Source organism: Koromonas humicola, from assembly GCF_059726255.1.
This window is the reverse complement of sequence record NZ_AP040873.1, coordinates 2756216-2778390: the sequence shown is the minus strand read 5'-3', so window position 1 is coordinate 2778390 and position 22175 is coordinate 2756216. Positions and strand designations below refer to the sequence as shown.

At 56.7% G+C, this 22175-nt stretch carries 15 protein-coding genes; 5 read left to right on the top strand and 10 right to left on the bottom strand.

Annotated elements, in window-relative coordinates:
- Positions 1-76: 76 nt before the first annotated feature.
- The 4 genes from AC6IZD_RS12075 to AC6IZD_RS12060 form a co-directional block, all read right to left on the bottom strand.
- Complete coding sequence (locus tag AC6IZD_RS12075; protein ID WP_497783565.1) at positions 77-6289, bottom strand: SDR family NAD(P)-dependent oxidoreductase; 6213 nt, start codon at positions 6287-6289, stop codon at positions 77-79.
- Positions 6286-8136, bottom strand: a complete 1851-nt coding sequence (locus tag AC6IZD_RS12070; protein WP_497783564.1) for a non-ribosomal peptide synthetase — start codon at positions 8134-8136, stop codon at positions 6286-6288. Before AC6IZD_RS12070 ends, AC6IZD_RS12075 begins: the two co-directional genes overlap by 4 nt.
- Positions 8114-9874 carry a carbamoyltransferase family protein gene (locus AC6IZD_RS12065; RefSeq protein WP_497783563.1) on the bottom strand — a complete coding sequence of 587 codons (1761 nt, stop codon included), beginning with the start codon at positions 9872-9874 and terminating at the stop codon, positions 8114-8116. The genes AC6IZD_RS12070 and AC6IZD_RS12065 overlap by 23 nt, the downstream gene beginning before the upstream one ends.
- A gap of 182 nt (positions 9875-10056) precedes the next feature.
- Positions 10057-10794 carry a 4'-phosphopantetheinyl transferase family protein gene (locus tag AC6IZD_RS12060; RefSeq protein ID WP_497783562.1) on the bottom strand — a complete coding sequence of 246 codons (738 nt, stop codon included), beginning with the start codon at positions 10792-10794 and terminating at the stop codon, positions 10057-10059.
- 460 nt (positions 10795-11254) lie between these two features.
- On the opposite strand from AC6IZD_RS12060, the gene AC6IZD_RS12055 reads away from it, so the two are divergent.
- Positions 11255-12658 (top strand): acetyl ornithine aminotransferase family protein, encoded by a 1404-nt coding sequence (locus tag AC6IZD_RS12055; RefSeq protein ID WP_497783561.1) that lies wholly within the window; start codon positions 11255-11257, stop codon positions 12656-12658.
- 229 nt (positions 12659-12887) lie between these two features.
- Here the strand turns inward: AC6IZD_RS12055 and AC6IZD_RS12050 are convergent, their stop codons facing one another.
- The 3 genes from AC6IZD_RS12050 to AC6IZD_RS12040 form a co-directional block, all read right to left on the bottom strand.
- A complete protein-coding gene (locus AC6IZD_RS12050; RefSeq protein ID WP_497783560.1) occupies positions 12888-13940 on the bottom strand; it encodes a methyltransferase in 1053 nt (350 codons plus the stop codon).
- A 93-nt stretch (positions 13941-14033) separates the two neighbouring features.
- Complete coding sequence (locus AC6IZD_RS12045) at positions 14034-14549, bottom strand: hypothetical protein (protein ID WP_497783559.1); 516 nt, start codon at positions 14547-14549, stop codon at positions 14034-14036.
- Between the two features lie 41 nt (positions 14550-14590).
- Positions 14591-14860, bottom strand: coding sequence for a helix-turn-helix transcriptional regulator (locus tag AC6IZD_RS12040; protein ID WP_497783558.1), 270 nt, complete (start codon positions 14858-14860; stop codon positions 14591-14593).
- A gap of 116 nt (positions 14861-14976) precedes the next feature.
- Here AC6IZD_RS12040 and AC6IZD_RS12035 point away from each other — a divergent pair, with 116 nt between their 5' ends.
- Positions 14977-15570, top strand: coding sequence for an O-methyltransferase (locus tag AC6IZD_RS12035; RefSeq protein ID WP_497783557.1), 594 nt, complete (start codon positions 14977-14979; stop codon positions 15568-15570).
- Between the two features lie 22 nt (positions 15571-15592).
- On the opposite strand, the gene AC6IZD_RS12030 is transcribed toward AC6IZD_RS12035, so the two are convergent.
- Entirely contained in the window at positions 15593-16111 is a 519-nt protein-coding gene (locus tag AC6IZD_RS12030) for a hypothetical protein (protein WP_497783556.1), read from the bottom strand.
- A 105-nt stretch (positions 16112-16216) separates the two neighbouring features.
- Here AC6IZD_RS12030 and ligD point away from each other — a divergent pair, with 105 nt between their 5' ends.
- Complete coding sequence (gene ligD, locus AC6IZD_RS12025) at positions 16217-17950, top strand: non-homologous end-joining DNA ligase (protein ID WP_497783555.1); 1734 nt, start codon at positions 16217-16219, stop codon at positions 17948-17950.
- Positions 17951-17956: 6 nt separating this feature from the next.
- On the opposite strand, the gene AC6IZD_RS12020 is transcribed toward ligD, so the two are convergent.
- Positions 17957-19762, bottom strand: coding sequence for an ABC-F family ATP-binding cassette domain-containing protein (locus AC6IZD_RS12020; protein WP_497783554.1), 1806 nt, complete (start codon positions 19760-19762; stop codon positions 17957-17959).
- Positions 19763-19769: 7 nt separating this feature from the next.
- Between AC6IZD_RS12020 and AC6IZD_RS12015 the strand changes: the two genes are divergently transcribed.
- Together AC6IZD_RS12015 and AC6IZD_RS12010 are read left to right on the top strand one after the other, a co-directional pair.
- Entirely contained in the window at positions 19770-19988 is a 219-nt protein-coding gene (locus tag AC6IZD_RS12015) for a hypothetical protein (protein WP_497783553.1), read from the top strand.
- A 191-nt stretch (positions 19989-20179) separates the two neighbouring features.
- On the top strand, positions 20180-20605 hold the full coding sequence (locus tag AC6IZD_RS12010; protein WP_497783552.1) for an NUDIX hydrolase: 426 nt from the start codon (positions 20180-20182) through the stop codon (positions 20603-20605).
- Position 20606: 1 nt separating this feature from the next.
- Here AC6IZD_RS12010 and AC6IZD_RS12005 read toward each other — a convergent pair whose 3' ends face one another.
- Positions 20607-22112 (bottom strand): DUF8740 domain-containing protein, encoded by a 1506-nt coding sequence (locus tag AC6IZD_RS12005; protein WP_497783551.1) that lies wholly within the window; start codon positions 22110-22112, stop codon positions 20607-20609.
- Positions 22113-22175: the final 63 nt, after the last annotated feature.

Below are 22175 nucleotides of genomic sequence, written 5' to 3'. Positions count from 1 at the left end.
ATTCGCACTTTCGATTCTACGGTCGCGCCAATTGAACCCGCAACCCGGCTTGTTCATTGAAGGAATGAGAGTGCTATTACGCTGGCAGGGACAGTTTGAGCTTTTCTACTAGAACTTGCACGTTCGGTTCTTCAAAAATTGTCAGGTGCCAGCCGGGTACATCGTGGATTTCGAGCCCTTCCGTGGCTATTTTGTCCCAGCCTAGCGTCATATTTTTGAGGGTCGCGACCGTCTGGCCCACGTCCGTTGCTCGCAGTAGCGTTACTTTCCCGGCATAAGGACTGAGTTTGTAGAGGTCGTGTGCCCGGTAGTGCGCTTCCTCAATCTGGAAGGTGCGCAGCGCTGCTGGTAGCTCGCGACCCGCCTTATCGTACAGATCACAAGCCAAGGCTTTTGCGCGCTTCCAACACCTCAGCGCCGCTCGCGAGGACAAGTAAACAGCTTTTGATCGAAGTCTTTGAAGCAGGTATAGCGGTCCGTTCTCCAGAAAGTTCTCCCAGTGTCGCTGCACTTGAGCACTTGCGTCTCGATATTGGAAACTGCCCGGAATGATGGTGTCGAACACGATAAGAGCGCTGGGCTTTCTGCCATGTGCACTGAGTTGCTGAGCCATTTCGAGCGCGATCATGCCACCAAAAGACCATCCTCCCAGAACGAAATCTCCTTCTGGAATGAACTCTTCAAGTTCTTTCACATAGATCGAGGCTAGCTCTTCCACAGTAACTTCGCGCGCTCTGCCGTCCGAGACCAGCGGCGACTGGAGAGCGTACAGCGGTTGATCCTGCCCGAGATACTTCGCTACGTTCTGGTAAAACATCACGCTCGTTCCTACCGCGTGCATACAGAAAATCGGTGCCCTCGATCCTTTCGGCTGAATCGGAACCAGCGCCGTCCACTTCTTCGGCTCAGCAGCTTCGGTTTTGAGCGATTTGCGAATCAGCACCGCCAGGCGATGCACTGTGCGAGCCTCGAACAGTACCGCGAGATTCAGATCCACTTGGTATGTCTTCTTGATTTTGGCAAACAAACGAACCCCAACGAGCGAGTGTCCGCCCAGGTCGAAGAAGTCGTCGTCGGGGGCGACCTTCTCCACGCCCAGCAACTCCTGCCACCACTCCGCCAACATGCTCTCAATGTCGCTATTGCCGTTGTTTGCAGTCTTGCGTTCTGGTGGGACAGCCACCGGTATTGCAGGCACATTTTCTCGAAGTGCTCCACGATGAACGATGATGCCCGGTGACATATCCAACGAGAGGATTGCATCGAAAGCCCTGATCGCCTCTGCCGTCGACATTCCCTGATATTCGAGAGCATCGTCCACGTTAGCGATCAGTGTGGGCTGAAGTTGCTCGCCAGCTTGAGCGCTGTTCGCGATGTGACGCATCGAAAACTCTTCTATCTCGGCCAGAACCCGGCCTTCTACATCGAGTAGGGTTATGTTGAATACCGCAGCATCGCGCTGCGCGTTATTGTCTGCGCCGGAGCGTATGTGGCTGAAGAACCGCGCTGGCAATGGTCGGTATAGAGTGAGCCTCTTGTACGACAGTGGCAGGTAGAGAGCATCGGAACTCTCGTAGTCAGGGATCAAATACAGAGCCGAGCCTGTCGCGAGGTCGAGCACTGCGGGATGCATCCACCACTTGTCGAGATCGGTGGTGAACTCTTGGCCAAGCTGTAATTCGGCGAGTGCTTCCCCTTGCCCAACGTGTAAGCTCCTTAGGTTGCGCCACCTCGGGCCGAAATCAAAATACCGCTCTTGCTTGGTTCTGTGCTGCTCATCGAAATCAATTCGCTTGCGCGAACATCTGCGGCGAATGTCATCCACGTCTCTGTCCGCAGGAGCGCTTTGCCGATTACGTGCAACCTGCCCTGTTGCATGCTCTGTCCAGCCATTTGCCTTGGCGAGCACTGAGAATTGATAGCCGTTCTGCTGCCGTCTCAGACGCACCCGCACGTCCCTGGCTTCATCTGCGGCAACCTTCAACGGAGCGACGAAGAACACATCCTCCAGCACGACTCCGCTCTCGAATCTGTCTTTGATCAAAGCCGCTGCGGCCAATTGCATGTAACCAGTTCCCGGAATCAGCGCCTCGCCGTCCTTGTATCGATGCTCCGCTACGAGCCAATCTTTCAAACAGCTCAGGTTCGCGGCGTACACCATCTCGGACGAGTTCTGCGCCAACCGCCTGCTCAATCCTGGCAATTGCTCATCGCGCACTGCCAGTCCAACCTCGCCCCACCTCGCCCAGTTCACAGCCGTGAACGTCTGTTCTGTGCCACTCAAAGCAAAAGCGTCCAGGAAGGCGTTCGCTGCGGCGTAGTCCACCTGTCCCCCAGGCGGCATGATCGAACTGATCGACGAAAACAAAATCACAAATTCGGGCTTGCTGCCGCGCAAAGCTCTCTCTAGCGCGATCGTGCCTTGAACCTTCGGGGCCAACACTCGCCCTGCAGCTTCTCGTGTTTTGGTCTGCAGCGGACCATCATCGATCGTACCCGCTGCGTGGATCACACCATCAATGTTTCCAAAGCGCGCACGCGCCGCCTCCAGCGCCTCCTCTATCTGTTCCCGATCAGTGATGTTTGCAGTGATTGTCAGAACCTCACCGCCTAGCGATTCGATCCTGCGCAATTTCGCAATCTTCTCGCGGATCTCGACTGCACCATTCTTGTCGTGGAGTATGCGCTGCCATTCTTTTGCGGAGGGCAACGCTGTGCGTCCTACCAGCACTAATTTTGCGTGTGCAGCCTGCGCCAGATGTTCGGCCAACTCCAACCCAATTCCACCCATGCCGCCGGTGATCAGGTACACGCCCTTCTCTTTCAGTCGAATGCCTGCCGCATTCGGCTTAACGTTTGCTGTCTCAAAGCTCTCCACCCAGCGCTCTGAATTTCGATACGCTACGCAGCTTTCGGCATCGCGATGAACACACTCGCTGATTATCGAGGCAGCGGCTCTCTCACGCTCTTTGAGCTCACCATCGAAGTCGATATTGCGACACAGCGCACCCGGGAACTCCTTCGGAATCACTCTCACGGGCCCGGTCAACGTGGCCCGTGCTGGATCGACGACGTGCTCGCCTGCCACCGACTGCAATCCATTTGATACGCATGAAATGTTCACCGGACCAAGGTCCTGCTCACCCCATGCCTGCGCTAAAAAAATCAAGCTGTAGAAACTCAAGTCCAGCTCTCGATCGACGCAATGGCAACCTTCGTTGTCGGTAACGGACCACAGATGCACAACCTGCGTTGGCATGTGCTCATGCTTGCCGATGTCCTTCAACAATGCGTCAAAGTCCTCGCGCACTCCCGGCCTGACCAGATACGACCCCGACCATCTCCGTCGATACTTGTTCGCTGCAGAGACGGCGATCACCTCGTGGCCAGCGGATTTCAGTTGCTTCGCAACATCCGCTCCCAGCCCTAAGTCATCCAGAAAAAGTAGCCAACACTCCGGCGTTGACGCAGGTTGTTGCTCAATGGGAGCTTTCTTCCAAACCCGCCGATGGAACCACTGTTCCTCGCTCGATGTCTCTTTCACTTGCGAAGCATCTACGGTGACGGGTGTTCTTCCAGGCTCAATCCAGTAGCGCTGTCGTTCAAACGGATAGGTTGGCAGCGGCACCCTGCGTGGCTCTTCATGTGTGTGAAAACCGCGCCAATCAAGCGGTGCTCCGGACGCCCACAGTTGTCCTGCAGCTTTGAGCAACACCGCGGCGTCACTTGCGCTCTCCTGAGGATGTCGCATTGATGCGATCACTTTAGAAGCTGCAGGACGATCCGCACGCGCTCGTGTCAGTGATGTGAGCACTTGCCCCGGACCAACTTCCAGATACACTCGTCCCGATTCGCGGAACAACTCAGAGACACCATCTGCCCAGCGGACGGCTTGCCGCAAGTGCTTCGTCCAGTATTCGGGATCGGTAGCTTCTGAAGCCTTGATCCACGTCCCTGTCACGTTTGAGATGTACGGAATCTTCGGCGCATGCAACTTGACGCCCTGCACCTGCGCTCGGAACGCGTCGAGCATCGGATCCATCATCGACGAGTGGAACGCGTGAGAGGTGTGGAGCATTCGACACGTAATCGAGCGCCCTTGCAACTCGCTTGCAAACGCGTCGATTGCATCGTCCTCGCCCGATACCACGAATTGCTCCGGACCATTGATCGCAGCTATCGATAACTCGGGCGCCAAAGGCATAGCCCCGACCGCCGCCGCCACCGAAAGCATCGAACCCGTCGGCATCTCGCTCATCATGCGCCCGCGGATCGCGCTCAGTCTCAGCCCATCCTCCAGCGAGAACACCCCAGCAACGCAAGCCGCAACATATTCGCCAATGCTGTGCCCAATCATTGCCGATGGGTTGACGCCATGGCAGATCCACCACTGTGCCAACGCGTATTCGATGGCGAACAATGCAGGCTGCGTGTATCGGGTATTCGATAGCTGCGCGTCCGCTTCATCTAGAGCATTGTCAGGGTGGCCCAGTGTTGGCGAATTTCCAACTCTGGGATCAGCAGAGTCCGCCGCCGCTTCATCTCTCTGTTCCGGGTACAACAGGTTGCGCAGGTCCAAACCAAGGCAGGGAATTAGCCGCAGTGCGCAATCATCAATAACCTCTCGGAACATGGGCTCAGTTTGATATAAGTCGCGGCCCATATTCACATATTGCGATCCTTGTCCTGAGAACATGAATACCGGACTCAGCGGCGTTGTCGAAGCCTGACCGCTCACAACTCCGGTTGCATCTTCCCCCGCCAGCATTGCTGCCGCCTGCTCGACGGTTGTCGCCACGACCGCTCGCCGATGCGCAAAGTGCTTGCGTCCCATCTGCAGCGTGTACGCCACATCTCGCAGCGCGATCTCCGGATGCTGCCGCAAATGTGCGCTCAGATTCTTGCTCGCCTGCTCGACTGCCGATGCGGTCTTGCCCGATATCACGAGTAGCTGAGCGCGCCGTGATTCGTCACTGCTCGCGTTGCTTGGTGGCGCTTCCTCGAGGATCACGTGCGCGTTTGTTCCGCCAATGCCGAGCGAAGTCACCCCTGCGCGACGTATCCCTTTAGCGTTCCATTCTCGCAATTGCGTATTCACGAAGAACGGGCTCGTTTCGAAATCAATCAGCGGGTTGGCTTTGTTGAAGTGAAGGCTTGCCGGAATCTGTCGATGCTCAAGCGCGAGCGTCGTCTTGATCAATCCCGCTACCCCCGCAGCCGTATCCAGATGCCCGATGTTGGTCTTCAGTGATCCGATTGCACAATAGCCTTTCGCAATCGAGCTTTGGCGAAAAGCTTGTGTCAGTGCCTTCACCTCGATTGGGTCGCCGACTTTTGTTCCAGTTCCATGCGTCTCCACATAGGAAATATTTTCTGCGGAAACCCCAGACACTCCCAAGGCCTCTGCAATCACCTCGCATTGTCCATCCACGCTTGGTGCAAGGTATCCGACTTTTCGCGATCCATCGTTGTTGATTGCCGAACCCAGAATCACAGCACGAATGCAATCACCATCAGTAATTGCATCTTCCAGACGCTTCAGGACAACAATCCCAGCGCCGCTGGAGAACACTGTCCCGCTCGACTCCGCATCGAACGAGCGGCAGTGTCCATCGCGCGACAAGATCTCGCCTTCGCGATACAAGTATCCGCGCCCATGCGGAAACTCCACCGTGACTCCACCAGCGAGCGCCATGTCGCATTCCTGGTTGAGCAGACTCTGGCAGGCCATATGAACCGCAACCAGCGACGTCGAGCACGCCGTCTGCACGCTAACGCTTGGCCCATGCAGGTTCAATTCGTAGGACACTCGCGTAGCGAGCACATCTTTGTCGTTTCCCGTTTGGCGAATCAGGAACAGCCCGGCACTCGCTACCAGTTGAGGATTCGTCAGCAGGTTGTGGATCATGTACGAGCTCATTCCCGAGCCCGCGAAAACACCTATTGATCCTTCCTCGCGCACTCCCGGCACGTGTCCAGCATCTTCCAGTGCAGACCATGCGCACTCTAGGAAAATACGATGCTGTGGATCCATGATCGCCGCGTCCCTCGGACTAAAGCCGAAGAATCCCGCGTCAAACATGTCCATGTCTTCAAGGATTACGCCGCGTTTCACATATTCTGGCTGTGCGAGTTCCTCGGCGGAAACACCTGCCCTCAGCAACTCCGCGTCGCTCAAGCTCCGAATCGACTCAACCCCGTTCTTGAGGTTTTGCCAGAACTCGGACACATTGCGTGCACCGGGAAACCGTCCGGCCATTCCGATGATCGCAATTGCTGAATCGCTCATGCTGCCCGTACTCGTTGCCTCGCGTTCAGCCGCCGTGCTGTGCGGTTCGACAGCGCCGGAGCGGGCTGCACGCCCTTGAGGTGATTTGCCAGTGCTGCTACGGTAGGAAACTGAAACAGATCGACGAGCGAAAATTCCCGCCCCAATTGCTGCTGCAACTGAATATGTACTTCGGCAACCATCAGCGAATGTGCACCGAGGTCGAAGAAGTTTTCATCGAGTCCAACGCCGTCCACACCGAGTGCGTCTTTCCATGTAGTCGCGATCACGCGTTCCAACTCACTGCGCGGAGGTTCTGCAGTCGTTTCCGATCTCTCAGTTGGAGTAGGATCCGGCAACGCTTTGCGATCGATCTTTCCATTTGCAGTGAGAGGGAACTGCTCGATCATAATGAAATTCGCAGGCACCATGTATTCCGGCAACATGGCACCTAATGTTGTGCGAAGCTCTGTCGCGCTGATGGAGGCACCTTGTCGCGGAACTATGTAAGCAATGAGCCTGGTGTCATCTTCCCTGAACTGCCGTGCGACCACTGCCGCCTGTGCGACTGCTGGCTGGCTTTCAAGGGCCGACTCAATCTCGCCCAGCTCGATGCGGTGTCCGCGCAACTTCACTTGGAAGTCCTGACGCCCAAGGAATTCCAGTTTTCCATTGGGTAAGAATCGCGCGACATCTCCCGTGCGATAGACGCGGCTACCCGGCTTGAACGGATCTTCGACGAATTTCTCTGACGTCAGTTCCGGACGATTACAATATCCGCGAGCAACGCCATCACCACCGATGTACAGATCGCCAACTTCTCCCACTGGCACCCGTCCCATCTCCGAATCGAGCACGTACACGTCAGTGTTTACAATGGGCGCGCCAATCGAGATCGTCTCTGGACACCCGACCACCGGGCATGTGGTGGACCAAATCGTAGTCTCGGTCGGTCCATACATATTGTGCAGCTCTCCACTGAACGTCGATCGCAGCATTCGTACCAGCGATGCCGGCAGCGCCTCTCCGCCCAAAAGCAACTTCTTCAGCAATCCCAGCGCAGCCAATCCGTTCGCGTCCATGGCTACCATGCGCGCGAGCGAAGGTGTTGATTGCATATGAGTGACGTCGTAACGGCGAATCTCCTCCGCGATGGTTTGGGTACCTTCGTCGCCATGGATCACGATGGTGAATCCGCGTGCAAGCGTCCAGAACAACTCAAGCACCGATATGTCGAACGAGATGCTCGTCACCGCAAGCCATACGCCCGGCTCAGATCCAATCACGCGATCCATGCCATTGAAAAAGTTAAGTACGTTCCGATGCTCGACCATCACACCTTTCGGCTTCCCCGTCGAGCCCGACGTGTACATTACGTATGCGAGGTTTTCCCCTCGCGCTGCCGATGCGAAGCGATTGCGATCTCGCATGGCGATCGCTTGAGCGTCTCGATCCATGCACACGACATTCTTCGCCGATGCGATTCCCGCTCGAGTGCGCTCAGTCGCAATGACAATCGACGCTCCCGAGTCCTCGATCATCCATGCAATTCGCTGTTCCGGATACTCCGGGTCCATCGGTACATAAGCGCCGCCTGCCTTCACAATCGCCAACAGCGCAATGACCATCTCCAGCGACCGTTCCACGCAGATTCCCACTAGTGTTTCCGGCCCGACGCCCATCTCCTGCAGATAGTGCGCAAGCTGATTCGCGCGCTCGTCGAGTTCACGGTAAGTGATGCTTCTTCCTGCCGACACTAGTGCCACTGCATCTGGCGTGCTCTCTACTTGCGCTTCAAAGGTCTGCGCAATTGTCGTCGCCTGCGATCCGGGCTCTAGTTTGCTCTTAACTGTTTCTGCGGGAGACAAGGCGGTCCTCCAGGAAGAGATACTCAATGCCGGTGCCGAGAAACGTTCCAATCGCCTCTTCCGGTCTGTTCACAATCGGCTGACCTTTTACGTTGAAGCTTGTGTTCAGAACCATCTCTCTCCCTGTGGTCTGTCCCACAGCTTGCAGCAGGCGATGGAATTCGGGGTTATCCCTTTCCGAGACGGTTTGCAGTCGCGCCGATCCATTCACATGCGTAATCGCTGGCAGCGATGCGCGATGCTCCGGTCTTACATCGACAACCGTGATCATGTATGGCATCTTGGTTCCGGGAGCCACGCAGAACCAGCGATGCGCCTCCTCCTCCGAACACGCTGGAGCGAATGGACGAAACGCCTCGCGCATTTTCACCATTGCGTTGATCCGGTCGCGCATCGCCGGATGGCCCGGATCAGCCAGAATCGACCGATTGCCGAGTGCTCGCGGCCCATATTCCATTCGTCCGCGATACCACGCCACGACTCGTCCCGCAGCGATCAGTTTCGCCGCCTCCATACATGTCTGGTCCAGGCACTTGAACCGCTGCACCGTGATTCTGTCCGCGAATTTCGCGATTGCCCGTTCTACGCACGGATGCGCGTATGAAGGTCCGAGCAGCGGCACAGGCATTCGCTCGTTCTGTACTTCGTCGCAAAGTGATGCTCGGTACAGCGCCGCTCCCAATGCGATTCCATCATCTCCTGCGGCGGGCTGGATATACACTTCATCGAACAGTCCCGAGTCGATCAGCTTTCCGTTGGCCGTGCAATTCAGCGCCACACCTCCGGCAAGTGCAATGCGCCGCAGTCCAGTCTCTCTTCCAAAGTGTCCACAGACATGCAGCACCACACGGTCGAGACATTCCTGCAATGCCGCCGCGACGTCTTTGTGTTCCTGCGTTATTTCCGCCTCGGGTGAGCGGCGTGGAATCAGATGCTCGTCGACATACGCTCTCGTTGCGAGGTAGTTCTCGCGCTCATCCCTCGTCCGGTTCAGTCGCAATATCGGTATTCGGATGGATCCGTCGGACCTCAACTCAACCGTCTGCTCGAAGAACGCGCGGAAGCGCTCCGGATCGCCATACGGTGCCAGACCCATGATTTTGTACTCGTCCGAATTGAAATCGAATCCCAGATGCAGCGTTACCAACGAATACAGAATCCCGATTGAGTCGTTGGCTGAGAGTTCGTGCAGTTTGTTCAACTGTCCATCCACAAACTCATACACCGAGAGGCTCTGCACCTCCCCCATGGCGTCGTTGATCATCACTAGGCATTCATCCCATCCTGAGGTGAATGCTGCGCTCGCTGCATGTGCCAGGTGATGTCCCACGGGATGCACTCTTTGTGCTTCGAACTCAGGAAACCACTGCTGCACGTGCCCGACAAACGCTTCTTTCGAAAAGACCTTTTCGTACAGTCCTGCTGAATCGGCATTCAGCGAATACATTTGTCGGAATGGGCTGTAATCGAACCCGTGTGCAATTCCGTCTATATCATCGATCGAAAGTCCTGCCTCGCTGAGACAGTAGTGGATGGCGTCGATCGGAAACTCACCTGTATGTTTCCTTCGGCTGAAGCGCTCCTGTGCCGCCGCTGCGACGATCCGTCCATCGCACACCAGGGCCGCAGCCGAATCGTATCCTTGCGCGATTCGATATTCTCTGGGGTCGAGTCCTGGCCAGTGCTCCTGCTTGTAAGGAGCCGAGTCATCCAAGCCGCTAATCCCTAGCAGATTCACGAGGTCCTTTCGAAGGCGGATCGTTTGCCTTTGCTTGCATCACAAGCAGCACAGATTATGTCGCTGTTACAGCCAGCCACATGGCTGACGTGCAAACGTTTGTCCAATTGGAACTCGCAATTTCTGAGTGGGTTAGCGACTCGTCAAGCATCGGTATGCAAGGCATTGCACAATCAGGGAATTCAGCTTGAACGAGTCTGCCCAGATTTGGGAATGGATTGATTCATGCAGTTGAAAGTGAACTGGCGCAAAGCGAGGTTCCCGCCTTCAAGCGCGACAGCCACAGCAACGCCCTGTTTACTAAGTTCCAGCAGCGTCCATTGGTCTTGGACTTGGCCGTTCGATTCAATGACGCGCGGAATTTCATTCGCTCGCACGCTCACCCGAAAATGATCGAGTCCAACCGACAACCCGCCTCCCATCGCTTTCAACAGTGCTTCCTTGCGGCTCCAGCAACGGAAGAAGGCTGCAACCTGCTCGTCCTGGGGCATGCTCAAGACTTCTGCTGCTTCGGCTGGCGCGAAGAATCGGCGACTCAAGTCTTTCACTTCGACTCCTGCGCGCACTTGTTCGGCGTCCACTCCAACCCGTATTCCCGGGGTGACGGCGACCAACGCCAATCCGCCCGTATGCGTCATGTTGAAAGCAAGATTGCGTCCGATATCTCCGGCCAGCTCGGGTTTACCGTGAAGCCCGCAGTCAAACACCAATTCCTGCGGATCGCATTCGGCATACTGAGCCAGTATCGTGCGCAATGCTCCGTGTGCTACCGTCCAGCGCTCGCGCAACTCGACCGTGCGAAACCGTTCCGACCTGGCTCGTTCTTGCTGGGACAGACAATTTCTCAGCGACGCATCTGTTCGCGCCGGTCCATCCAGATCGATCCACCACACGTGCAATTCACCGGGGAAGCATTTCATCGACGCTCTCCGCACCCGCGGAATTGTACTCTGAACTCCGAATGCTGGAACCGTGGCCGCGTGCGGCAAGATAAGCACAATCGCATTCCGCCGTTCCGGAACTACTCTCGCCTGCAACATAAATTCAGCTTACGTTTCCAGAAATCGGGTTATAATCTCGCCACCTCTCTGGGGGTGCGTCGTATGCTGCTCATGAGTTCTCATCCTCAGCCGCGTTCGCATCGCGTTCATGATCACACACGCAGCATCTCCGCACGTGCGATCTGGTCGCGTTTTGCCTCGACTCGTGCTGAGCTCGTGGATGCACCCTCCGTCTGCCGCCCCAATCTCTTTTCCGGCGACTAGTTTCGTTTTCCTCCCTTTGTGCTCGCAGGCTGTTGTTTCTGTCTGAACTTACGTTTCAGAAACATTGGCCCGACCCCTCGTACCTGTTTCACAAGCTCTCATCAGGAGGAACGCCATGCCACCCTCGAACTCGACCTCGACAGTTACAGCCACCGAAGCTCCGGTCATTCGCACGAAGTTACCCGGCCCCAACGCGCGCAAAGTCGTTGCGGCTGACAACCGGCTGATCTCGCCGTCCTACACGCGCTCCTATCCGCTTGTGGCGAAGCGCGGTCATGGTATCGTTGTCGAAGATGTGGACGGCAACGAATTCTTCGATTTCTCTGCTGGCATCGCCGTAACCTCCACCGGACATTGCCATCCCGAAGTCGTCGCCGCCATTCAGAAGCAGTCAGCCGAACTGCTGCACATGTCCGGAACAGACTTCTACTATCCGCAACTCACAGAACTCGCCGCACGGCTCTCCCAAATTGCTCCCATGCCTGGGCCGCATCGCGTTCACTACGGCAACTCCGGAGCCGAAGCCGTCGAGTCAGCGATCAAGCTCGCTCGTTACCACACGAAGCGCCAGTACATCGTCGCTTTCTACGGAGCTTTCCACGGACGCACGATGGGCGCTCTTTCTGTGACCTGTTCCAAGGCTCAGCAGCGCCGCCGTTTCTCACCGCTCGTTCCTGGCGTCGTACACGTGCCATATCCAAACCTGTATCGCCGACCGGCTGGAAGCGATCCCGAAGCCTACTCTCGCGATGTTGCGCGTTACATCGAAGATTGGGTCTTCCGCACCGAAGTTCCGCCTGAAGAGTGCGCGGCCATTATCGTCGAAGCGTTCCAGGGAGAGGGTGGTTATCTGCCCGCACCTCCTGCCTTCCTGCAGGAACTCCGTCGCATCTGCGATAAGCACGGCATCCTGCTCATCATCGACGAAGTTCAGTCCGGCATGGGACGTACCGGAAAGTGGTGGGCTATCGAACACTCCGGCGTAGCTCCGGACATGATAACCGTCGCAAAGGGAATCGCCAGCGGTCTCCCGCTTTCTGCCTTGATCACCCGCGCCGACATCATGGATTGGGTTCCGGGCTCGCACGCTTCCACCTTCGGAGGAAACCCCGTCGCTATCGCCGCAGCCCTCGCCACCATCGACATCATCGAACGCGAATTGCTCGACAACGCGCGCGAAGTCGGTGAATACATCCTTTCACGCACCTACGATTGGCCTCAGCGTCTGCCGCTCGTCGGCGATGTTCGTGGCCGCGGCCTCATGATCGGCATCGAGATGGTCGCCGACAAACACACCAAGGCACCAGCCGGAGAGCAGCGTGATCACGTTGTTGAGCTTGCTTTCGAGAAGGGAATCCTCTTCCTCGGCTGCGGCACCAACACTTTGCGTCTGAGTCCGCCGCTCGTAGTCACAAAGCAGCAGGCAGACATCGCCCTCGATGTGCTCGAAGAGTGCATCCTCGATGTGGGTTCTGGAAAATATCAGCGCCCAAGCTGGGGAGAAGAAGTAGGGTCGTAGAGAGTACCGGGAAAAAAGTACCGGGAGAGGAGATACCGGAGTATCGCAGAGAGAACACCGGGGTGCCCCATCCTAAACTCGCTCTTTCGAGTTTAGGGTGGGGTAGTTGATCTTGCTCTTGCCTTGGTCTTTGCCTTTGTTCTTTGTTGTGATCCTGAGCGCAGCGAAGGACCCCTACAAACTCGCAATTCCCGCCGCTCAAGAGCCTTTTTCTGCCAGCACAAACCCCCTACGCCTTCACTGCTTCAATCACCCATAGCGGAGAATTGTTCGGAACGATGCTCTGCAGCCGCAGCCCTGCTTTCGCCAGCAGTTCTCGATACTCCCGATCCGTTCGCTCCTGCCCGCCCGGAAGCGCCATCATTTCGATGTCGAGCAGTTTGCCAATATGAGGCTCGTCACCTTCAGGCAGAATCGCTTCGACCAGCAGGATCTTGCCATCGCCTCGCATCGACTTCACGCAGTTGCGCAGAATCGTGATGGCCTTCGATTCTTCCCAGTCATGAATGATGTGCTTCATGATGTAGTTATCGGCCTCGGGCACCGATTCAAAGAAGTTGCCGCCCACCGTCTCGCAGCGGCCATCCAGCCCCTCGCTCCTTACACGTTCCCGCGTCTGCTCAATCACGTGGTCCAGGTCAAACACGATCCCTTTCAGGTCATCGTGCTTTTGCAGGATGCTCGTGAGCAGCATTCCATGGCCTCCTGCAACATCGCAAAGTGTTCCCATGCCCGAGAAGTCGTAGCTTTCAAGAATCGCCGGAACCACCATCGCGGTGATCGCCGTCATGGCATTGTTAAATTCCTGATTGCATTCCTTGTCGGTGGGGAAGTAATCGAAAACCGGCACGCCCACCGCACGTTCCACGCACGTTTCCCCAGTGCGAACCGAATGCATGAACTCGGAATACGCGCGGAAGTGGAAGGGATTTGTCATCCAAATCGCCGCATCCAGCGCCTTCACCGGATGATCCGAGCGCAGCACCTCGGAAGCTGGAGTATTCGCATAAAATCCCGGCGAAATCTCGGTAAAAATTCCAGCCGAGGCCACGGCTCGAAGGCATCGCCGCAGGGCTTGTTCGTGAACGCCTGCTCTGCGCGCAAGTTCGCTAACGCTCTTGGCGCCGTCGACAAGTTGGTCAGGAATGCGGCACTTCAGCACCGCGTGCAGCGCAGCGCAAAGAAACATGCTGGTCGCTAGCTGGAAAACATGTTGTACGTGCTCCGATCCGGGATGCGGGCTCTGCGTCTCGGTCGTGTTTCGAGTAGGGGCAGTGGACATCAGGTGACTCCGTCGGATTTGAACTGGGGCCCGAGTCTGACCGGAGTACTCTATCACACGGCGGAGTGATGCAACTCACCCGGTAGATGTTCGCTACTCTGACAGCAGGTCGGGCTGCTCCCAAAGTATGATCGCCTGCGGTAATGAGAAAAACAGAACAATCATCAGCAACACCGCATCCGCTCCGAACAGGGCATAGCTCCGTCCTCCGCGCTCCATTGCACTTAGCGACAAAGGCCCCATGATCAAGCCATAGTACGCCATGAATTTGTAAGCCTTGTAGTACGCCGCGTTTCGCACCGAAACCTCATACTCGTCCGGATCCGCCTCAGTTCCAATCACCCGTGGCGCCATCCCCAGACCCTGAAGTTGTTCCTGCTGCGTACGGTCTCGGAATGTCTGCTGCCGCACTATGCTTCCAAACACGTAATAGGTGATGCTGATCAGTACGAGGGCAAACATGTTCTGCATGAGCATCGATACGCGCAAGGGTGCAAAGGCAACAGCGATCAGGTACAGCAGCACCGCAGCATAGGTAGCCTCTACCAGAGCTCTCCGCCGATCACGACCGCGGAATGAAACTCCGCACAACTGCGCATCCTGAAACATGACTTGCCTCCTTGCAATCTCCGCTCACAAAACAGGACGAATCACTTTCTGCCATACACCTCTTCGCTTAGCGGCCTGAACGTTTCCCGCGAAAAGATCGCCTCAATCGGCAGCCTGAAATACTCGCTTAGCCGAAATGCCAGCTCCAGGCTCGGGTTGTAGTCGCCACGCTCCATGTAGCCCACCGTCTGGTAATTGATCCCGACGGCGTCGGCCAGTTCCTGCCTGCTCAAGCCCCGTTCGGCCCGCAGCACTGCGATCCGGTTGTATAGCTGAGCTCCGTTGCGCGCGTCACCGTTTCTTGTGTCCACAGGAAAAGAATGTATAACTAGTACAACAATTCGTCAAATAGGTCTTTCATTTACTCTGGATCTCTCGATCCCATTTTGGGCACGAGCCCTGCCAAGCTTCCGGTAGAATTCCTGCTATGTTCGAATCGATCACCCCGGCAATGCTTTCTCGTATGCGTGAACTGGAAGCAATCGATCTTCGCGACCGAACGGACGGAACTCCGCATAGCAAGCGCCTGCGCCAGGTTCCGCCCGATGCGGCCCGCTTCATCGCGATCCTTGCAGCCTCTGTGCCCGCAGGCGCCATCGTTGAAATCGGAACGAGTGCCGGATACTCCACCCTATGGCTCGCCCTCGCAGCTCAGGCCACGAATCGGCGTGTCACCACATTTGAGATCGATGCCCACAAGGTCTCACTTGCCCGCGAAACCTTTGCCACCTCCGAAGTGACTGACTCAGTCGACCTCATCCATGGCGATGCGCTGAACCTTCTGCCCGAGCTCAAGGAAGGAATCGCATTCTGCTTCCTTGATGCCGAGAAGGACATCTACGACCCTTGCTATGACCTTGTTGTGCCTCGCATGGTGCGCGGCGGAATCCTTGTCGCCGACAATGCCATCAGCCATGAGCGCGAGCTGCGGCCGATGCTCGACCGGGCTCTTGCCGACGAGCGGATGGACTCCGTCCTAGTCCCCATCGGCACCGGCGACCTGGTCTGTCGCAAAAAGTAAGAAGCTGGCGATCTGAGGAGAATCAGGAAAAGAATTCGCGCGGAGTGAAGTCCACAACTTTCCAGCCTTTGGCTCCATGCTCCAACTCAAAACGAAGCTGGCCTTCTTGGTGCACGGTCCTTCCACCGGCTCGTGGCTCGCTTTCCATTTGGAAGTCCACCAGTATTGCGCCGCGCCCGTTCTCGACCGAAGTCTGAACGATGTGCGCAGTTACTCTGAATGACTCAGTTCGGGCGAAGAGCGCATCTACCTGGTCTCGCAGCGTTAGATATCCATCCATCTTGTCTCGATCAAACACCGAAAGCAGTTTCCTCTGTGAGTGGCTTTCGAGACCGTCACACATCGTGCCAACCACCTGCGCGGCAACACGCTCGTCAAACTGGCTGTTCTCGCCCGCAGCCGAGCCGTCCTTCTTTTGCGCATCCGCTTTCTGAGTTGCATTGCTGCCCGGCGTCACCTCCTGAGCTATTAGCTGCGCCCCAACGGACAGCACAAAACCTAACAGAGCAAAAGTCACAAGCATAAGAACGCGTCTATTCACGTACCGTCTCCTGATCGCACAAAAGAATAAAGCACCTGCAGCCCACCTGTGTTCAGAATTTCGCTGCGCGCATCCTATGATCTGTCACGTCCGACGGAGCGCACAATGTCCCTTGCAGAATACGAGCGTAAACGAAAATTCGCCCAGACTCCCGAGCCCAAGCCGATCGAAGCCAAGCACGGAGGCTGGCGTTTCGTCGTGCAGAAGCACCGAGCGACTCGCCTCCATTACGATTTTCGTCTCGAACTCGACGGCGTGCTCAAGTCGTGGGCCGTTCCTAAGGGCCCTTCGCTCGATCCTGCCGACAAGCGCCTTGCCATGCAGGTTGAGGATCACCCCGTGGACTACATTTCCTTCGAGGGACGCATTCCCGAAGGCAACTACGGCGCTGGCACCGTCATGGTGTGGGACGAAGGCACCTGGGAACCCTATGGCTCCGAGAACATGAGCTCCGCCGAACGAGAGGCCCACGCCCGCGCCATGCTCGAGAAGGGCGATCTCAAGTTTTCGCTCCACGGACATAAACTCCATGGCAGCTTCGTTCTGGCTCACATGAAGTCGCGTCGCCCAGGCACTAAAGGCACTGAATGGCTGCTGATCAAGCATCGCGACGAATCCGTTGAACCCGGCTACGACGTTGACGCCCACGACGGATCTGTCGTCACTCGCCGCTCCATGCAGGAAATCGCTGAAGACCAAAAATCTGCTGAGTGGATTTCGAACAAGCAGGCTGAACCAAAAGCGAGCAGCCGAACAGTCAAGGTTGTCACCAAGGATCGTGTCGTAACCCAGCGCCCCGCCAAAGATCGACATTCATCAATGGAATGGTCAGATGCGATCAGGGACTTAAAAGGCGCGCGCAAATCTGCAATGCCCGACGTCGTGCGTCCAATGCTCGCAACCCTCGTGGACGAACCGGAACACTCGAAAGATTGGCTTTACGAAATCAAGTGGGATGGCTACCGCGCGCTCGCTTTCATCGAAAACGGCAAAGCCCGGCTCGTGTCGCGCAATCAAAATGACATGACGCAAGCCTTCGCCGAACTCGCCGCTGAACTTCCTGCCCGCATAAGAGCCAAACGGGCGCTCATTGATGGCGAAGTCGTAGCGCTTGATGAACATGGCCGCTCAAGCTTCAGCCTCATGCAGCAGCGCACCGGAATCGGCAAGAACGGACGCACTCTCGGACGTGCCGCCCACACCGAAGTTCCCATCGCCTACTACGCTTTTGACCTGCTGCAATTAGACGACTGGTCGCTCATGAGCGCATCGCTGGCGGATCGTAAGCGCCTCCTTCGCAAGGTCCTCGATCCCGATGCTCGTGTGCGCTACTCCGAAGAGTTTGACGATGGCGAGAAGCTTCTACTCGCTGCTCGCGAACAGGGTCTCGAAGGCATTGTTCAGAAGAAGCGTGATTCAAAGTACGAACAAAAGCGCTCGCGCTGCTGGGCAAAGGTGAAAATCACGCAAACCGAAGAGTGCGTGATCGGTGGCTGGACCGATCCGAAGGGAAGCCGCGAATATTTCGGCTCGCTTGTCCTCGGCCTCTACGACAAGCAGGGCCACCTCATGTCAGTCGGGCAAGCGGGTACTGGCTTCAATCGTGAAACCGAAGCCGAAGTCTTCAAGCTGCTGAAGGAGCGCGAGACGAAGAAAAACCCGTTTGCCAACAAGGTCGACAGCTCGCGCGGCATTCACTACGTCACGCCCGACCTTGTCGCAGAAATCAAGTTCACCGAGTGGACGCACGAAGGTCAAAAGGGCGGCCTGAAAATGCGTGCCCCCGTATTCCTCGGCTTACGCTTGGACAAAACGGCGAAGGAGTGCAAGGCGGCATAAATCAGCTTACTGCTGCTTTTCCTCCAACTCCGTCCACCGAGTCAGAAGCTGATCGAGTTCGCGATCTGCTTCTTCCATTTCCGTCTGCGCTGCGATCAAAGCTGCCGCATCCGTTTGGATCGCTGGATCGTTCAAAGCTTCTTGCGCCGCCGCCAGCCTTGCTTCTGCTGCCGAGATGCGTTGTTCGATCGAGGCGTATTCGCGTGCTTCCATGTACGAAAGCTTCTTCTTCGCCGCCGTACCGTTCTGAGGCGGAGTTGCGGCCGGAGCACTCGGTTCGCGCTTTTGCGGGCGCTGCTGTTGATCGCGCCACTCCTCCCACTGCTGATAATCGGCAAACGTATCCGCATTCCCCAGTCCATCCAACCCAAGTACCGTCGTCGAAACGCGATCGAGCAGATACCTGTCATGCGTTACCAGCACCAGCGCACCGCGAAATTCCAGCAGCGTTTCCTCCAGCACCTCTAGCGTCGGAATGTCTAGGTCGTTGGTCGGTTCGTCCAGCAGCAGAATGTCTGCGGGTTCGAGCATCAGCCGTGCGATCAGCACTCGTGCTCGCTCGCCACCACTCAGCCTGCTCACTGGTTGATTCAACTGCTCTCCAGTGAAGAGGAAACGGTCTGCCCACGCCGCTACGTGAATCACGCGATCCTGAAAAATGACCGAATCCGAATCCGGAGCCAGTGCGCGCCTCAGCGTGATGTCAGGATCGAGCGTGCGATCCTGTTCGAAGTAAACGATCTTCAAGTGGTCAGCCGTGCGAATCTTTCCGGCCTGCGGCTGCAACTCGCCCTGCAACAATCGCAGCAGAGTTGTCTTCCCGCTGCCATTCGGACCCACAAGTCCCACGCGCATCCCGTTCGTGATCGTAAAGTTCAGATCGTTTACTATCTGCCGATCTTCGCTGAATCGATACGCCAGCCCTTCCACTTCGATCAGCCGCTTTGTTTGTCTCCCCGTCGCCGAGAAATCCAGATCGGTGGTGGCCGTGCGCGCCCGCGTGCGCACATCTCCCAACTCGTTGATCAACTCGTGCGCACGGTCAATGCGCGACTTCGATTTTCCTGTGCGCGCTTTCGGCCCACGCCTCAGCCATTCGATTTCGGTCCGCACGCGGTTTTCAAGAGCTTCCTGATGACGCACCTGCGCCTTCATCCACTCTTCCTTCTTCTCAAGGAAATATGAATACGTACCCGCCACGCGCAAGATCCCATCCGGATACACCCGAGCAAGTTCTGCGGTGTCGCTCGCGACGTTCTCCAAAAAATAGCGATCATGCGAAACCACGACACAGGCGTAAGTCGCCTGTTCGAGCAATTGTTCGAGCCACTCGATCCCGGCAAGGTCAAGATGGTTCGTTGGTTCGTCCAGCAGTAGAACATCCGGGGCCGTCACCAGAGCCTCAACAATCGCCAACCGCTTTCGCCATCCACCAGAAAGCGAATGTGCCTCGGCCTCGAAGTCCTCGAATCCCGCGCGCCCCAGCGTCTCATGCAAATTAGCATCGCGATCCATCGCGGGGACATTTGAGCTAACCAGCGCTGCTTCGATCACCTGACGAACGGTTCGTCCCGGATCAAAGACGGACTCCTGCGGAACATAAGCAAGGCGCGCACGTTTGCGGAGCGCAACTTCGCCACTATCAGGCGCAATCAGCCCGGCAAGAATTCGCAGCAAAGTAGATTTGCCAGAGCCGTTGGGCCCGATCAGGGCAATTCGGTCGCGTTCGTTGACTGTGAACGACACATTGCGAAACAGCGGCTCAGCGCCGAAGGCTTTCGATAGGTTTTGGGCGTTGAGAATCGGAGGCATCACTTCGATGATACAGCCATGTCGCCTTGTCTCTGATTCTGGTGTCATCCTGAGCGAAGCGAAGGACCCCAGCAAGGCCCAAATCGCTGATGACGTCAAAGGTCACCTATATCCAGTCTCCGCGGTACGTTCGCATCCCACATCGGAACCATCCGCCATCGGAACCAGCGCGTTCCTCCACCCCGACGATTTCTCGACGCATCTTCGCCAAACTGTTCTTCAATAGAAATGTCATCGAAAGGCGAAACCCAATCGATGTCCGTCTGCGCCGGGCGGGATTCATACCCGAGAATTCATACCACCGCCTGCTGCAAACTTAAGCCATTCCTTCATACCGATAGCCATTGCTCCACATACTTCTCAGGCGGGGGAACTCAGCCCCGCCTGTTCTATCTCACAACGCCTTACAATGTTGCTATGTCGCGTCTCTACCCGTCGCTGCCTATCGTCGGAGTTGGTGCGGTTGTAATCGAAAACGGAAGAGTGCTCATTGCTCGTCGTGCGAACCCGCCATTGCAGGGAGAGTGGTCCATTCCTGGGGGAGGGTTGGACCTTGGAGAGAAGTTGCGCGACGGCGTCGCGCGTGAAGTAAAAGAAGAAACCGGGCTCGAAGTAGAAGTCGGCCCGGTTCTGGACGTGTTCGATTCAATCTTTCCCGACAGCGAAGGCCGCACGCAATACCACTACGTGCTCATCGACTATCTCTGCTACCCGCGCTCTGGAACCCTTAAGGCATCGTCCGATGCGAGTGAGGTGCGGTGGGTAGGTCCTGAAGAACTCGAAAGCTTAGGCATCAAGCAGATCACTGTTGACCTCATCCGCAAAGCCTTCACTCTCGTTTGACTCAAGGCTGCAGAGTGATTGCCGATTGCGACTGATTCTCAATCGTGTAGTACACCTTGTGCGTTGTTGCAGTGAACGTCGTCGGAGCTGTGTCAAAGATCTGAAACTCCGCATCTCCGTCGCTGGTCCAAGTCGTATTGCACTGCGCATTCAGGAAGCCCGATTGCCCCTGTCCGGGAATCGCCAGCACTGTGTTGGTGTACGTAGGCGGAGCTGGCGAAATCTGCGATGTAATGACGGCGCATGTAACCTGCTTCGGGCTTGCCAGGTACGCCATCTCCCCAGTTTCCATTGCATAGTTCGTGCCGTCCGTGGCTACGATCGTGAACTTCACACGTCCACCTGCCGCATCTCCCGCCGCAATGTGGATCGAGAACAGATTCGCGACCGGAACAGATCCGACCATCGCCTTGGGCGTGCCTACGATCATCAGGCGGTCAACGGTGGTGTTCGTCGCCGAGCCTTCAGTTTGCAATTGGAGATTTCCCGCGCCGTTCGTTCCAGTTCCGGCTGGGAGCAGCAGGTTGGCGCCTTGCACCTGGGCTCCTCCTTGCGTCGGTGCAGTCGTCATCACCGTTCCATCCGGAAAGACGAATCCGCCCGACGTACTATGGATCGCGCCATTCACAGTGAGCGGCTTGTCCGGCGTAGTGGTTCCAATTCCGACGTTCCCGCCAACGACCAGATTCAGGTTCTGCGTGGGAAGCCACGTTCCTTTCTGGTCTGCATTGCCGATCCTCACCGTATTGTTCGCCGTCCCATCCAGCGGACCGAGAGCCCAGTAGGAAGGAGAACTCCAAGCTCCAACGAACTGTCCCCATCCAACGGAGTGATCGCGCGACTGCGACAGAATCGGATAGTGAGTCGTTGTGTCTGCATCGGGCCCAACCGTCAGGGTCGCGGCAGGGTTCGGGTTCGCGATTCCAATGTTGTTTCCCGATTGCGCAACGACCGAGTTGGCCAGGTCGCCGGTAACGTCAGAGAATACAGGCAGAAATCCGGTGCTCGCATCCTTGGCCACGATCGCCGAAGTGAGATCGACGAATGCACATTTGTAATTGGGTTTAGCTGTACTGACTGAGGCGTTTGTCGCGGGCTCGGCCTGCTGCGCTGCCGCAAGCGAATCCGCGGTCACGTAGGCCGATGCTGGCTTCCCGCCGAGCATCGCTGCGTCTTCCGCATGCAAGGCAAAGGGAACACTCACCAGCAACACGCGAGGCTGCTCGACGGCTCCGGGCAAGTGGGCCAATACTCCGAGCCATCGCGAGTCACCGGAAAGAACGTCAGGCGGAATTCCCGCGTCGCTCTTTGCACCCAGCAGCACGCTGAACTGCCCGCTTGCATCTGCGGTGACGTTCTGCGTTTCCTGCCAGAGCGGAGCACCACCGGTCTGCTCCTCGTAAATTGCGAACGTGACTCCGACCACTCCCGTCACTGGACTGTTCGCTGAGTCCAATGCCTTTCCATTAAACCTGACGAGCCTGTGTCCGGAGGCACTCACATCCATGTGCATTCTCCCGATGGCATCTGGACGTGCTAGGCCGCTATCGTCGGTTCGTAGCTGTTGAAT